The sequence below is a fragment of the Anaeromyxobacter sp. SG64 genome (genome assembly GCF_022690745.1).
GTDB lineage: Bacteria > Myxococcota > Myxococcia > Myxococcales > Anaeromyxobacteraceae > Anaeromyxobacter > Anaeromyxobacter soli.
On sequence record NZ_JALCZB010000107.1, the window covers coordinates 1 to 13,947 of the forward strand.

General features: G+C 75.2%; 11 protein-coding genes and 1 pseudogene. 9 read left to right on the forward strand and 3 right to left on the reverse strand.

The window, feature by feature from the left end; translation table 11 throughout:
* Positions 1–234, forward strand: a 234-nt coding sequence (locus MNZ29_RS20925) for a DHHA1 domain-containing protein (protein ID WP_242356578.1), incomplete at its 5' end; no start/stop codon positions are given.
* Here MNZ29_RS20925 and MNZ29_RS20930 read toward each other — a convergent pair.
* Complete coding sequence (locus tag MNZ29_RS20930; protein WP_242337008.1) at positions 235–579, reverse strand: Smr/MutS family protein; 345 nt, start codon at positions 577–579, stop codon at positions 235–237. It lies immediately after the preceding gene.
* 29 nt (positions 580–608) lie between these two features.
* Between MNZ29_RS20930 and MNZ29_RS20935 the strand changes: the two genes are divergently transcribed.
* Positions 609–1,418 (forward strand): phosphatase PAP2 family protein, encoded by an 810-nt coding sequence (locus MNZ29_RS20935; RefSeq protein WP_242337010.1) that lies wholly within the window; start codon positions 609–611, stop codon positions 1,416–1,418.
* 10 nt (positions 1,419–1,428) lie between these two features.
* Here MNZ29_RS20935 and MNZ29_RS20940 read toward each other — a convergent pair whose 3' ends face one another.
* Together MNZ29_RS20940 and MNZ29_RS20945 are read right to left on the reverse strand one after the other, a co-directional pair.
* Positions 1,429–3,849 (reverse strand): ATP-binding protein, encoded by a 2,421-nt coding sequence (locus MNZ29_RS20940; protein WP_242356580.1) that lies wholly within the window; start codon positions 3,847–3,849, stop codon positions 1,429–1,431.
* 148 nt (positions 3,850–3,997) lie between these two features.
* Positions 3,998–4,369 carry an ArsC/Spx/MgsR family protein gene (locus MNZ29_RS20945; RefSeq protein ID WP_242356582.1) on the reverse strand — a complete coding sequence of 124 codons (372 nt, stop codon included), beginning with the start codon at positions 4,367–4,369 and terminating at the stop codon, positions 3,998–4,000.
* A 22-nt stretch (positions 4,370–4,391) separates the two neighbouring features.
* Here MNZ29_RS20945 and MNZ29_RS20950 point away from each other — a divergent pair, with 22 nt between their 5' ends.
* The 7 genes and pseudogenes from MNZ29_RS20950 to MNZ29_RS20980 all read left to right on the forward strand — a co-directional run.
* A complete protein-coding gene (locus tag MNZ29_RS20950) occupies positions 4,392–6,269 on the forward strand; it encodes an AAA domain-containing protein (protein ID WP_242356584.1) in 1,878 nt (625 codons plus the stop codon).
* Positions 6,270–6,354: 85 nt separating this feature from the next.
* Entirely contained in the window at positions 6,355–7,875 is a 1,521-nt protein-coding gene (locus tag MNZ29_RS20955; RefSeq protein ID WP_242356585.1) for a PAS domain-containing sensor histidine kinase, read from the forward strand.
* Between the two features lie 97 nt (positions 7,876–7,972).
* Entirely contained in the window at positions 7,973–8,773 is an 801-nt protein-coding gene (locus tag MNZ29_RS20960) for a ribonuclease H-like domain-containing protein (RefSeq protein WP_242356587.1), read from the forward strand.
* 120 nt (positions 8,774–8,893) lie between these two features.
* The gene (locus MNZ29_RS20965) at positions 8,894–9,892 is read left to right on the forward strand and encodes an MBL fold metallo-hydrolase (RefSeq protein ID WP_242356589.1); all 999 of its coding nucleotides are present in this window, start codon (positions 8,894–8,896) and stop codon (positions 9,890–9,892) included.
* A 451-nt stretch (positions 9,893–10,343) separates the two neighbouring features.
* Positions 10,344–10,967 (forward strand): GIN domain-containing protein, encoded by a 624-nt coding sequence (locus MNZ29_RS25080; RefSeq protein WP_242356591.1) that lies wholly within the window; start codon positions 10,344–10,346, stop codon positions 10,965–10,967.
* Positions 10,968–11,118: 151 nt separating this feature from the next.
* Entirely contained in the window at positions 11,119–13,422 is a 2,304-nt protein-coding gene (gene purL / locus MNZ29_RS20975; RefSeq protein WP_242356593.1) for a phosphoribosylformylglycinamidine synthase subunit PurL, read from the forward strand.
* A gap of 151 nt (positions 13,423–13,573) precedes the next feature.
* A pseudogene (locus tag MNZ29_RS20980) lies at positions 13,574–13,947 on the forward strand (hypothetical protein); the annotation flags it as partial.

Here is a 13,947-nt window from a genome sequence, read left to right on the forward strand (position 1 = left end):
GGGCGCGTGGCGCTCGTCGGCGCCGTCGAGGAAGGGCGCGCGCACCTCGCCTTCGCGCGCCCCCGAGGCGAGGGCCCGCACCTCGGGGAGCTCGTCCGGGCCGCGGCGGCCGCGCTCTCCGGCAAGGGCGGGGGCGCCCCGGACCTCGCGCAGGGGAGCGGGCCGGATGGGTCTCGGCTCGAGGCGGCGCTCGCCGAGGCCGAGGCTGCGCTCGGCGCCGCCCGCTCGGGCTGATCACTCCTCGCCGCGGTCTGCGCGAGGAGGCAACGGCGAGAGCGACACGAGCGTCGCGCCCCAGCCCCCCGCGCCCTCGTCGGCCGCGCGAAAGGCCGCGACCGCCGGGTGCCGCGCCAGGATGGCGTCGACCGAGCGGCGGAGGGCGCCGGTTCCCTTTCCGTGAACGATGCGGAGCTCGAGCAGCCCGGCCGCGCGGCACGCCTCGAGCCATTCGGGGACGAGCGCGCCGACCTCGGAAGGCCGGAACGTGTGCAGATCGAGCGTCCCCTCGAGGGGGATCGGGACCGGATCGTCGAAGGGCGGATCGCCGGGCGGTCCGCCGCCGTCGGGCGTGGGCGGCATGGGGATCCCGGCGATGATAGCCTCTGCGCATGCTCGCCGCCCGCGCCGCCGCCCTCGCGCTCGCCGCCGCCGTCGCGGCGCCGCTCCCCGCTCGCGCCGCACCTCACGCGCTCCACTACGATCTCGCCCTCGACGTTCCGCTCACGGCCGGAGCGAGCGTCGTCTGGTTCGGGACGGAGCTCGCGAAGTCGCACCTCGCGCCCACCACCTGCCGCTGGTGCGATCCGCCCGCCTTCGACCGCGAGGCGCGGCAGCTGCTCGTCTGGGGCTACGGCAACCAGGCCCGCACCGCCTCGGACGTGCTCGCGTTCGGGGTGGTGCCCGCGGCGGCGCTCGCGCAGTTCGCGCTCGTGGCGGACTCCCGGCGCGACGCGCTCCTCGACGCGCTGTTCGTGGTGGAGGCGGTGGCGCTCGCGGCGGACGTGAACCAGATCGTGAAGCTGTCGGTGGGGCGCGAGCGGCCCTTCGTGCGCTACGGGAACTACCCCGAGCCCGTGCGGAAGCCCGATCCCGACGACCAGCTGTCGTTCTACTCCGGCCACAGCTCGCTCGCGTTCTCCTTCGCCGCCGCGGCGGGGACGGTGTCGAGCCTGCGCGGCTACCGGAGCGCGCCGTGGGTGTGGGGCGTGGGGATGGCCCTCGCGAGCGGCGTCGCCTACTTCCGGGTCGCCGCGGACAAGCACTACCTGTCCGACGTCGTCACGGGCGCCGCCGTCGGCACCGCCATCGGCATCGCCGCCCCGCGCCTCCTGCACCCGCGCGAGCGCGACGCGGAGGTCGGCACGCCCGAGCGCGTCACCCTCGTGCCGCTCCCGCTCGGCGTGCGCGTGGCGTTCTGATCGCGTCCCGTCAGCAGGCAGCCGCTGCGCCGGCGAGGAGCCTCGCGATCGCGGCGCGGAGCGCCTCGAGCTCGAACGGCTTCTCGAGGCAGTCGGCGCCCGACGCGTCGAGGAAGACGCGCGCGGAGGCGGTGAACGCGCCGCCGGTGAGGAAGAGCATGCGCCGGGCGTGCGGATCGCCCGCCGCGACGAGGGCGCGGTGCAGGTCCATCCCGCTCATCTCGGGCATGAGGAGGTCGCAGAGGATCGCGTCGAAGCGCTCGCCGCGCTCGAGCTGCGCGAGGGCCTGCCGCGCGGCCCCTGCCACGACCACCTCGTGATCGGGCTGCAGCGTGCGCTGGAGCACCGTCGCGACGAGCGGCTCGTCGTCCACGACCAGGATCCGCGCGCGCGGGCGGACCCCCGGCGCCGTCCCCGGCGTCCCGGACGCCGCCGCAGCAGCAGCAGGCGCGGGCGAGCTCGGGAGGACGACGCGGAAGATCGCGCCGGCGCCGGGCGTGCTCTCCACCTCGAGCGCGCCGCCGAGCCCGGTCACGATCCCGTGACAGATGGAGAGGCCGAGCCCGGTACCCACGCCCGGCGGCTTCGTCGTGAAGAACGGGTCGAACACGCGCGGGAGGTGCTCCGCGGCGATCCCGCAGCCCGTGTCGCGCACCTCCACGGCCACCCGGCCATCGGGGCGTGTCCGGGTGACGACGCGGATCTCGTTCCGCTCCGGCGCGCCCTCCGCGATGGCCTGCGCCGCGTTGACGAGAAGGTTCAGGAACACCTGCCCGAGCCGGGCGGCGTTGCCGTGGACGGGCGGCACGGGCGCGAGGTCGCGGGTGAGCCGCGCGCGCCGCCGGATCTCCGCTCGCGCCATGTTGATGCACGACTCGATCACCGGCGCGAGATCCACCGGGCCGGAGCGGTCGTTCTCGCCGCGCGAGAAGGTGCGCAGATCGCGGACGATGACGCGCATGCGCTGCGCGCCGTCGCGCGCCTCGCTCACCGCGTCCTGGAGCTGGCGCGCGAGCTCCGCGTCGGACGGCGAGGGCGGCGCACCGGTGAGGAGACGACCGACGCGCTCCAGCCGGTCCGAGAGGAAGGCCAGGTTCGCGCTCACGTAGGCGAGCGGGTTGTTGAGCTCGTGCGCGACGCCCGCCGCGAGCGTCCCCACCGACGCGAGGCGATCCGCGAGCGCGAGCCGGGTGTGGAGCAGGCGGGTCTCGGTGACGTCGCGCAGGGCCACGAGCGCGCGTCCGGGGAGGATCCCCGGCGTGACGGTGACCTCGACCTGCCGGCGGCGCCCGCCGGCCTCGAGCTCCGCCTCGCCGCGGTCGCCGCCGCCCGCGAGGAGCGCGCGCCAGCCCGACCCACCGGCCCGGGACGCCGTGGGCGTCGCGACCTCGTCGAGCGGCCGCCCGACGAGCGACGCGCGGGTCCCGCCGAGCAGGGCGCAGCTCGCGGCGTTCGCGCCCACGATCGCCCCGCCGTCGTCCACGATGAGCATCGGGTCCCGCGCGCCGTCGAACACGGCGCGGAGCTGGCGCTCCTGCGCGAGGAGCTCCTGCTCCGCGTCGGAGCGGGCGAGCGCCGACGCGAGGACGCTCGCCGCGGTGGCGAGGAACCGCTCGTGCTCGAGCGAGAACGCCCGCGGGGTCCGCGCGTACGCGCCGAGCACGCGCGCAGGTCCGTCCCGTCCCGGCAGCGCCACCTCGAGCGCCGCCACGAAGCCGAGCGCAGCGAGGTGGCCGCCCGGCCGGCTCCGCGGGTCGGCCGCCGGGAGCGCCACGTGGCGGACGTCGCCCGCGATCCCGGCCGCGGCGAGGACCGTCGTGCCCGCGGGCCCCGCCTCCACCACCGCCGCCGCGTCGAGCGCGAGGAGCTCCGCGGCCGTGGCACAGACCGCGTGCAGGAGCGCCGTGACGCTCTCGGCGTTCACGGCGAGCTCGCCCAGGGACGCGAGCGCCGCCTCCTGAGCGACGCGGTCGCGCAGCTCGGTCTCGTCTCGCCTGCACCGGGTGATGTCGTGGAAGACCACCACCCGGGCCTCCATCGCGCCGTGCGGGCCGAGCGCCGGCGCGACGTGCCGCTCGAGGACGCGCCCGTCGCGGAGCACGATCTCGTCCGTGTACGCCGCGGTGGGATCGCGAAGGCTCAGGCAATCGAGCTCGGACGCCGCGCGGCGCGCGAACGCGTGTCGCAGCGCCTGACGGGCCAGCACCGTGTCACCGAGGTCGCGGATCTCCGCGCGCTCCCCCGTGGGAATCCCCCACAGCTCGAAGAGCCGCTCGTTCGCCGCGAGCAGCCGCCCGTCGGCGGACGAGATGAGGAAGCCGTCCGGTGAGGCCGCGGAGAGCGCGTCGAACAGCGCCCCCGGGTTGCGGAGCAGGTCCGGTGCGCGTGCGATCGGAAGACGCCGGACGTTGGAGGGTAGCGGGTCGGTCACCGACCCGGCTGGGATGCATGAACGGTGCGGGCCGGCGACGGTGTGCGCCTGCCGAAATGCTCAAGGACTCCCGCCAGCTTCGCCACGACGCATCCGACATTCCACGCAGGTGTAGGCGGACCCGGGTGCGTTGAGCCCCGTTGCGAATTCACCCCCCGTGGGGGGCGAGGGGAAAGAGCTCCCCGATCCGCTCCGGGGGCCTCGCGACCACGGCGCGTTCACCCGACACGACGATGGGGCGGTCGAGGATCCGCGGGTGCTGGGCGAGGGCGCGGATGAGCTCTTCGGCCGGCGTGCGCTCCGAGAGGCGGAGCGCCTGGTACTCGTCGGCGTCCGTACGGGCGAGCGCGTGGGGGGGTGCGCCCAGCAGCCGGAGCAGCGCGCCTATCTCCTCGACCGTGGGCGGCTCCTCGAGGAAGCGGCGGAGCTCGGGCTCGACGCCCCGTTCCCGCAAAAGCTCCAGGGCGCGCCGGCTCGTGGAGCAGCGCGCGTCGAACCAGAGGACGCAGTCGGCGGGCATCGCGGCGGATAATAGGAGAGCCTTGGATCTCGCGCACCACCTCGACCACCTGTCCTCCCTCCTCGCCGCCGAGCGCGAGGAGGAGCGCGCCCGTCTCGATGACGCCCGCCGCCGCCTCGGCCTCGCGGAGCGGGAGGCGCGCGGGCTCGCCCTCGCGGACGTCGAGGCGATCGAGGAGGCGGCGCTCGCCGGGCGAGCGCGCGTCACCTACGCCCGCCCGGGCGGGCGGCCCCGCGGCGGCGCGCGCGGAGGAGTCGGCCGCCGCGTGTCCGTCACGCTGCGGCGCGAGGAGCGGCTCGACGCGCCGCGCGGGGTGGTGGCGCGCCGGACCCGTGCGTCCCTTTCGGTGGCGTTCGACGAGCCCCCGCCCGACTGGGCGACGGACGGGCGCGTGGTGCTCGAGCTCGAGCCCTCTCCGGTGACGTGGGAGCGGCTCGCCGGCGGCCTCGCGCGCCTCCGGGACGATCCTGCCGGGCGGCGCTGGCACGGCGTGCTGTCGGGAACGCCCCCGCGATTCGAGCGAGCGGCGCGGGGGCCCGACCTGCCGGGCCCGCTCAACGCGGAGCAGGCGGCGGCGCTCGACCTCGCGGACCGGGCGGTCGACCTGGCCCTCGTGCACGGTCCGCCCGGGACGGGCAAGACGACCGTGCTCGTCGAGGTCATCCGGCGCGCCGTGGCGCGGGGCGAGAAGGTGCTCGCCACCGCACCCTCCAACCTCGCGGTCGACAATCTCGTCGAGCGGCTCGCTGCCGCCGGGCTCGCGTGCGTGCGGGTCGGCCACCCGGCGCGCGTGCTCCCCGCCGTGCTCGCCCACACGCTGGAGGCGCAGGCGGAGGCCCACGAGGCCGCGCGCATCGCGAAGGGCCTCGTGGAGGAAGCCATCGCGCTCAGGCGCTCGGCGGCGAAACGGCGCCAGCAGCGCGGCCCCGGCCGCTACAGCGCCTCGCGCGAGAAGGAGCGCGACGCGCGCGCCCTCTTCGCCGAGGCGCGCGCGCTCGAAGCCCGCGCCGAGGCCGAGGTGCTCGATCGCGCCGACGTGGTGCTCGCGACGCTCACCGGCCTCGACGCCCCCGCGCTGGCCCGCCGGAGGTTCACCCTCGCGGTCGCGGACGAGGCCACACAGGCGGTGGAACCCGCCCTGTACCTCGCCCTCCTCCGCGCCGAGCGGGCGGTGCTCGCGGGCGATCACCTCCAGCTCCCGCCGACGGTGCTCTCCGCGGCGGCGCAGGCGGGCGGGCTCGGCGTGTCGCTGTTCGAGCGGCTGGTCGCGGTGCACGGCGACGCCGTCAAGGTCACGCTGGCCGAGCAGCACCGGATGAACGCACGCATCATGGCGTTCCCCTCGGAGGCGCTCTACGGTGGGGCCCTGCGCGCGCACCCCGCCGTCGCCGAGCGCGCGATCGACGGTGCGCCGCTCGAGGTCGTGGACACGTCGGGTCGGGGCTTCGAGGAGGAGACGCCGGAGGGCTCCGACTCCAAACAGAACGCGGGCGAGGCGGCGCTCGTCGCCGCCGAGGTGGAGGCGCTGCTCGCGCGGGGGCTCGACCCCGCGGAGGTGGCGGTGATCTCGCCGTATGACGCCCAGGTGCAGCGCCTCCGCCAGCTCCTCGCCGCGCACCTGGATCGCGGGCTCGAGGTCGACACGGTGGACGGCTTCCAGGGGCGAGAGAAGGACGCGGTCGTGGTCTCCCTCGTGCGGGCGAACGAGACCGGTGAGGTCGGCTTTCTCGCGGACGTGCGTCGCATGAACGTGGCGCTCACCCGCGCGCGCGTGAAGCTCGTCGTGGTCGGTGACGGCGCGACCGTTGCGCGCCACCCGTTCTACGCGCGGTTCCTGTCGCACGCCGAGGCGAGCGGCGCGTGGCGCAGCGCCTGGGAGCGCGCGCAGGAATTGCCGTAACTGCGCGCTCCGCCGCACTCCGCAGGGGGCCGCGTCAAGCTCGACCCGCCGCCATAGGTTCGGTTTCGGCGGGGGCCACGGAACGATGGGGACGACGGGCGAGGACTCGGGGCGTCGGCTCGTCCCCGCGCCGGGGGACATCCTCCGGAACGGGATCAGCGTCTCGATGCTCGAGGCGGTGTTCGACGCGTCGCCCGTCGCGCTCATGCTGCTCGTCGGCCCGGAGCTCGTCGTCGATCACGTGAACGTGGCGTGCCGCGCGCTCACGCGGCCCGACGTCGATCCCGTCGGGCAGCGCTTCGCGGACGTCTGGCCTACGGGCGATCCCGTCGTCGTGCCGGCGCTCCACAACGTGCTCGCGACCGGCGCTGCCCTGTGCGTGGAAGACTACGTGGTGCCGTTCGCGGGGGCCTCGCGGCGCTTCTCGGTGCAGGTGAAGCGCGTCCCGTGGCGCCGGGGCCTCGCGCTCCTCCTCTCGGCCTGGGAGACCTCCGAGGCGTGGGAGGCGCGGCTCGCCGCGGAGCAGGCGGCGGAGGCCGCGCTCCGTCGCGCCGGGGAGCTCGACGCGGCCGTGAACGCGATCGCAGACGGCCTCATCCTCTACGACCGCAGCGGCGAGATCGTCCGCATGAACGAGACGGCGACGAGGAGGCTCGGCTACGCGCCCGACGAGGCCTCCCCGGATCTCGCGGAGCGGTTCGGCGCGCTCCGCGTCTACACCCCCGACGGCCGGCTCATGCGCCTCGAGGAGACGCCCGTCGCCTGCGCGCTGCGGGGGGAGACCGTCCGCAGCCTGCACCTGCGCGTCGAGTACCGCGGTGAGTCGGTCTGGGTCCTCGCGAGCGCCGCCCCCGTGCGCGGCCCCGACCTCTCGATCGTCGGCGCGGTCCTCACCTTCTCCGACGAGACCGCGCTGCACGAGATGGAGCAGGCGCGCGACGACCTCGTGCGGATGATCTCGCACGACCTGCGGACGCCGCTGAACGCGATCTTCAACCAGGCCCACCTGCTCCGCCGGCACCCCGAGGACGTCCCGAGGGTCGAGGCGCGGACGAACGCGATCCTGAAGAGCTGCGAGCGGATGAGCAGCATGATCCAGGACCTCGTCGAGGCGACCCTGCTCGAGGACCGGCAGCTGCACCTCTCCCTCGAGCCGGTGGATCTCGCCGAGCTCGTACCGGAGCTCCTCGAGCGCTTCCGCGGCGCCCTCGACACGGACCGCGTGAAGCTCGTCGTCCACCCGGACGTCCCGCGCGCGCAGGCCGATCCGCAGCGGCTCGAGCGCATCGTCCTGAACCTCCTCACGAACGCCCTCAAGTACTCGCCGCCGCAGGGGGAGGTCACCCTGGAGGTCGCGGCGGATCCGGAGGGGGTCGCGATCGTGGTGACGGACCGGGGCGTCGGGATCGCGCCGGAGGACGTACCTCACGTGTTCGAGCGCTTCTTCCGGGCGCGCGGGGCTCGCCAGCCGGAGGGGCTCGGGCTCGGGCTCTACATCACCCGCCTCCTCGTGCAGGCCCACGGCGGCCGCGTCGACGTGTCGAGCCAGCTCGGCCAGGGCAGCACCTTCCGCGTGGTCCTCCCGGCCGCCGCCGCTTTGCACTGACCTCGCCTCCGCGCGTAAGCTCGCCCGCCCCCGCGTCCCCGCCCGCCGCGGCGCGGAAGGCCCTCCTCACCCGAACCCCTCGCACGGACCGAACCGCTTGATCCGCAGCACCTTCCGGCTCGCCCCCGGCATCGGCCCCTGGCTCGAGTCGAAGCTCTGGACGAAGGGCGTGCGCACCTGGGACGAGTTCCCCGCGCCGCCCGCCGTCGCGCTCTCCGCCCGCACCGACGCGCGGCTGCGCGACGCGCTCGCCCTCGCGCGCGCCGCGCTGGCGCGCGGCGACGCGGAGACGCTCGCGGCGATGCTCCCGCGCGCCGAGCGCTGGCGGCTCTACGCCGCGTTCGCCGCCGACGCGGCGTTCCTCGACATCGAGACGGACGGCGAGGCCGTCACCGCCGTCGGCATCCTCGATCGCCACGGCCCGCGCGTGTTCCTGGCGGGCCGCGATCTCGACGACTTCCCCGACGCGACGGCGGAGTGGAAGCTCCTCGTCACGTTCAACGGCCTCTCCTTCGACGTTCCCATCCTGCGGAGCGCCTTCCCGGGCTGGCGCCCGCCGCGCGCGCACGTGGACCTCCGCCATCTCTGGGCGCGGCTCGGCCACAAGGGCGGCCTGAAGCTCCTCGAGAAGGAGACGGGCGTCGGGCGCGCCGCGAGCCTCGACGGCCTCGACGGACGCGACGCCATCCGGCTGTGGCGCCTGCACCTCCGCGGCGACGCGGCCGCGCTCCGCACGTTCGTCGAGTACAACCTGCACGACGCGGTGAACCTCCGGACGCTCATGGACCTGGGCTACAACCGGATGATCGAGCGGCTGCGCCTGCCCGCCTCGCCGGTGCCGGTCTGCGAGCGCGGCGATCACCGCTACGACATGACGAAGCTCCTGCTCGCCCTGTAGCGGCGCCGCTCGCCCGAGCCGCCGGCCGGCGGCAGGCGAGGGTTCGGGGCGCCGCCGCGAGGGCCTCGGGAGGTGGCTCGAGCGGCGCCGCCGGCTCGCGTCCGCTGCTATGTACTCGCCATGCCCGTCTTCGCCTTCGAGCAGCCGCACGATCGAGCAGGACGGTTCGTGAACCTCGACGGCTCGCGCCCCGTCGGGCTCGCGACCGTCCTGCGCTGGGCAGTCTGGGACCGGCTCACCGGCAAGCGGAGGCGCGCCCCGGAGCGGGGCTCCGTCCTCACCGTCGCGGCCGATCGCGCGCGTCTCGCCCGCCCGCCCGCGGAGGGCGAGCCCGCACGGCTCACCTGGCTCGGCCACGCGAGCTTCCTCGTCCAGCTCGACGGCGTGTCGCTCGTCGTCGATCCGGCGCTCCGGCCCGCGATCTTCGGGGGCATCGTCCGGAACGCCCCGCCCGGCGTGCCGCTCGAGGACCTCCCCCGCATCGACGCGCAGCTCGTCACGCACAACCACTACGACCACCTCGATCTCCCCACGCTGCGCTCGGTCGGGGCGCCCGTCGTCGCCGGCCTCGGGCTCGCGCGCTGGCTCGAGGCGCGCGGTCTCCCCGCGACCGAGCTCGGCTGGTGGTGCTCGACGCGGGTCGGTGCCGTGCGGGTCACCTTCGTCCCCGCCCACCACTGGAGCCGGCGCGGGCCGCTCGACACCAACGCGACGCTGTGGGGCGGCTTCGTCGTCGAGGGCAGCACCGCGACCGTGTACCACTCGGGCGACAGCGCGTACTTCGCGGGGTTCCGGGAGATCGGCGAGCGCTTCCCGGGCATCGACGCGGCCCTCCTCCCGATCGGCGCCTACGACCCGGGCTGGTTCATGCTCCGGCAGCACATGGACCCCGAGCAGGCGCTCCAGGCCTTCGAGGACCTCGGCGCCCGCGCCTTCGTCGCGATGCACTGGGGCACCTTCAAGCTCGCCGACGAGCCGCTCGACGAGCCGCCGCGGCGCGTCGAGGCGGAGCGCGTCCGGAGAGGCCTCCCGCCGGAGCGGGTGCGCGTGCTCGCGGTGGGCGAGACGCTGGAGGTCGCGCGCCCGCTCGCCGTGCGCGAGCCCGCGACGCCCCGCTGAGCCGCGCTCGCCGTCGCCTCGGGCGCATCCCTTGCGCGCCTCGCGCGGATCCTTCGGCGCGACGCTCCTGCCCCAGCGCCGCGCGCCTCCCTTCGGCGTCATCGGCTTCCCCACGCGCTCCCACCTCGCGCCGCGCCGTGCGCCGTCCCGAGGCTTCTCGCGGGGACGGGCAGAGGAGGAATTCTCCGGCGAGCATGTTGCAGCTATCCTGAGAGACGGCACGCTCCCGCGCGACGGGAGCCGCCGGGGAGCGTCGATCGTGAACGCTGGCGCGCATCTCCTCGGGATCCCGCGGTCCACTTCCTCCGCGCGCGCCTCGAGCGCCGCCCCGGGGCGTGCCGTGGGGGCGCGCCGTCGTCGGGGCGCGACACCCGCTCGCCGCCCGCATGCCCGCCGTGCTGCCGCCCTCCTGCCGGCGCTCGTCGCGCTCGTCCTCGGCTGCGACCCCTACGTGAAGGGCAACGGCGTCCTCCGCGAGGAGACGCGCCAGGTCGGCGGGTTCGAGGGTCTCCGCGTCGAGGACGGGATCCAGGCGGAGGTGACGGCCGGCGTCACCCCCCAGCGCGTGGCGGTGAGCGGCGACGAGAACCTGCTGCAGCACATCTCGACCTCGGTGAAGACGGACCCGGTGCACGGCCAGGTGCTCGAGGTCCGCTCCACGCTGTCGTCCTTCGACTCCACCCACCCGATGCGCGTGGTGGTCTCGGTGCCGGTGTTTCGCTTCCTCGCCGCGACCGACTCCTGCTACGCCACGGTGAGCGGCGCCGCGACCGACGCCTTCGCGGTGGACGCCGACGACGGCGCGGACATGCGCCTGAGCGGAGCGGGCGGCGCCGCGCTCTCGGTCCGGCTCGCCGGCGGCCAGGGCGGCGGCGCCCACCTGGACGCGCGCGAGTACCGCGTCACCGACGCCTCGGTCGAGCTCGGCGGCGGCGCCCGCGCGGAGCTGCACGTGGACGAGCGGGTGACGGGCACGCTGAGCGGCGGGGCCGCGCTCGAGAACGTCGGCGGCGGCGTCTGCGAGGTCAGCGCCACGGACGGCGCGACCGTGAGCTGCCTCCCCGCCGCCCCCTGAGGCTCGCCCTCCCGATCGGCGATGCCCCTCCGGCTGCCGTCCGGGCGGGCGCCCGCGGGGCGCGCCCCGGGCGCCTCCCGTCACGAAGCGGGCACGTCTCGCTCCTTGACGGTTTCGGAATCATGGACCGCCGTCTAGAATCCGCCGCCTCATGACCGAGAAGATCACGCCGGAAGTGGTCGCCCAGCACGGGCTCACGCAGGCCGAGTACGACGAGGTGAAGCGCCACCTCGGCCGCGAGCCGAACCTGACCGAGCTCGGCGTGTTCTCGGTGATGTGGAGTGAGCACTGCTCGTACAAGTCCTCGCGGGTGCACCTCAAGACGTTCCCCACCTCCGGGCCGCGCGTGCTCCAGGGCCCGGGCGAGAACGCGGGCGTGGTGGACCTCGGCGACGGGCTCGCCGCCGCGTTCAAGATGGAGAGCCACAACCACCCGAGCTACATCGAGCCGTACCAGGGCGCGGCGACCGGCGTGGGCGGCATCCTCCGCGACGTCTTCACCATGGGCGCCCGCCCCATCGCCTCGGCGAACTCGCTGCGCTTCGGCGATCCCAGCCACCCGAAGACCGCCTACCTCCTCGAGGGCGTCGTCGCCGGCATCGGCGGCTACGGCAACTGCATGGGGGTGCCGACGGTGGCGGGCGAGGTGATGTTCCACCCGAGCTACAACGGGAACTGCCTCGTGAACGCGTTCACGCTGGGCATCCTCCCGGCCGACAAGATCTTCCTCGGCACGGCGGCGGGCGTCGGCAACCCCGTCATGTACATCGGCGCCAAGACCGGCCGCGACGGCATCCACGGCGCGACCATGGCCTCCGCCGAGTTCGACGCCTCCACCGAGGAGAAGCGCCCGACGGTGCAGGTGGGCGACCCGTTCATGGAGAAGCTGCTGCTCGAGGCGTGCCTCGAGCTCTTCCAGACGGACGCGGTGGTCGGCATCCAGGACATGGGCGCCGCCGGCTTCACCTCCTCGTCCGTGGAGATGGCCGGCCGCGCCGGCAACGGCCTCGACCTCTTCCTCGACCAGGTGCCGCTCCGCGAGGAGGGCATGACGCCGTACGAGATCCTCCTCTCCGAGTCCCAGGAGCGCATGCTCCTCGTCGCGGCCGAGGGCAAGGAGGACGTGGTCCGCCGCATCTGCACCAAGTGGGACCTCGACGTCGCCGTGGTCGGGCGGGTGACCGACACCGGCCGCTGGCGCGCGCACTGGCAGGGGAAGCTCGTCGCCGATCTGCCGGTGGACCCGCTCACCGAGGGCGCGCCGAAGTACCAGCGCCCGATGAAGCCGCACCCGGCGCTCCCGGATCTGCACGCCTTCGACCTCTCGACGCTCCCCGAGCCCGCCGACCTCGGCGCCACGCTGCTCCGCCTCCTCGCCCGCCCCACCATCGCGTCCAAGGAGTGGGTCTACCAGCAGTACGACCACATGGTCCGGCTCGTCGGCGCGGTGCGGCCGGGGGGAGACGCGGCGGTGGTGCGGATCGCCACCGGCGACGCACGCCACGCGAAGAAGGCCGTCGCCATCTCGGTCGGCGCGAACGGCCGCTACTGCTTCCTCGACCCGCACCTCGGCGCAGCGCACGCGGTCGCCGAGTGCGCCCGCAACATCGCCTGCGTCGGCGGCGAGCCCATCGCCATCACCGACTGCCTCAACTTCGGCAACCCCGAGAAGCCGGAGATCATGTGGCAGTTCGCGGAGTGCGTGCGGGGCATCGGCGACGCCTGCCGCGCGCTCGGGACGCCCGTCGTGTCCGGCAACGTCTCGCTCTACAACGAGACCGAGGGCCAGGGGATCCTGCCCACGCCCACCATCGGCATGGTCGGCCTCGTCCCCGACGTCGAGAGGACCTGCTCGAGCGCGTTCAAGAACGCCGGCGACGTCATCGCGCTCGTCGGCACGCTGCAGGGCGAGGTGGGCGGCTCCGAGTACCTCGCCGCCGAGCACGGCAGGGAGGCGGGCCGTCCGCCCGCGCTCGACCTCGCGAAGGAGAAGGCGGTGCAGGAGACGGTGCGCCGCGCCGTCCGCGAGGGGCTGCTCTCGTCGGCGCACGACTGCTCCGACGGCGGCCTGGCCGTCGCGCTCGCCGAGTGCTGCATGATGCAGGGCGTGCCCGCCGGCGCCGAGACGACGCCCTGGATCGGCGCGGCGGTGCGCGTGCCGTTCCCCGCGCGGAAGGACTTCGTCCTGTTCGGCGAGGACGCGAGCCGCATCCTCGTGTCCATGCCGAAGGAGAGCGCGGCCCGCTTCGTGGCGCTCGCCCAGGAGTGCGGCGCGCCGGTCATCCGGCTCGGCGCGGTGGGCGGCGACACGCTCGAGATCCAGGGGGCGCTCTCGGTGCCGGTCGCCGAGCTCGCCAAAGCCTGGCGCGACGGCATCCCCGCCGTGCTCCGGCGCGACGTCGGCCACGCCGCCGCCTCGCTCGTCGCGCGCGAGCCGCAGGAGCCCTTGAGCTAGAGACGGAGCTCAGTCCGCGCTTGCACCCCGGGTCGCGGGGTCGGGTATGCTGCGACCCCGCGCGGCGGCGACCCGCGGCAGGACGCCCGGATCGCGGGCGCCTCGACCCGGCGCCCGGGTTGCAGGAGCGCCACGCCTCGACCCCGCACGGATGAGCACCGCCGACCACCTCTGCATCTTCGAGCGCGCCACCGGCGAGCGGCTCCTCGCCGCCGAGCGCTTCGTGCTGGCGCTGCCGCAGCTCCTCGGCGCCGCCCTGGACGGCTGTGACCTCGGGCTCGACCCCTCCTCGCGCCGGCTGATCGTGCTCCTGCGCTTCTCGCCGGCCTCCGCGCCTCCCGGCGCGAGCGAGCGGCTCGCGTTCTGGGCCGCGCGCGCCGGGGGGCGCGCGAGCGACATCGGCCGGATCCCGCCCGGCGACCTCGACGAGCTGAAGACGCTCCTCGCCGCCTGCGAGCCCAGGCTCGCCGACGTCGCCGGCGCCGAGCTCTACCTCGCGACCGCCGCGTTCTTCACCGACGCCGG

Excerpts from the sequence above, each read along its gene's own strand:
- MNZ29_RS20945 (WP_242356582.1), bottom strand. The coding sequence starts at position 4,369 with ATGCCCGCCGACTGCGTCCTCTGGTTCGACGCGCGCTGCTCCACGAGC.
- MNZ29_RS20935 (WP_242337010.1), top strand. The coding sequence starts at position 609 with ATGCTCGCCGCCCGCGCCGCCGCCCTCGCGCTCGCCGCCGCCGTCGCG.
- MNZ29_RS20930 (WP_242337008.1), bottom strand. The coding sequence starts at position 579 with ATGCCGCCCACGCCCGACGGCGGCGGACCGCCCGGCGATCCGCCCTTC.
- MNZ29_RS20965 (WP_242356589.1), top strand. The coding sequence starts at position 8,894 with ATGCCCGTCTTCGCCTTCGAGCAGCCGCACGATCGAGCAGGACGGTTC.
- MNZ29_RS20955 (WP_242356585.1), top strand. The coding sequence starts at position 6,355 with ATGGGGACGACGGGCGAGGACTCGGGGCGTCGGCTCGTCCCCGCGCCG.
- purL (WP_242356593.1), top strand. The coding sequence starts at position 11,119 with ATGACCGAGAAGATCACGCCGGAAGTGGTCGCCCAGCACGGGCTCACG.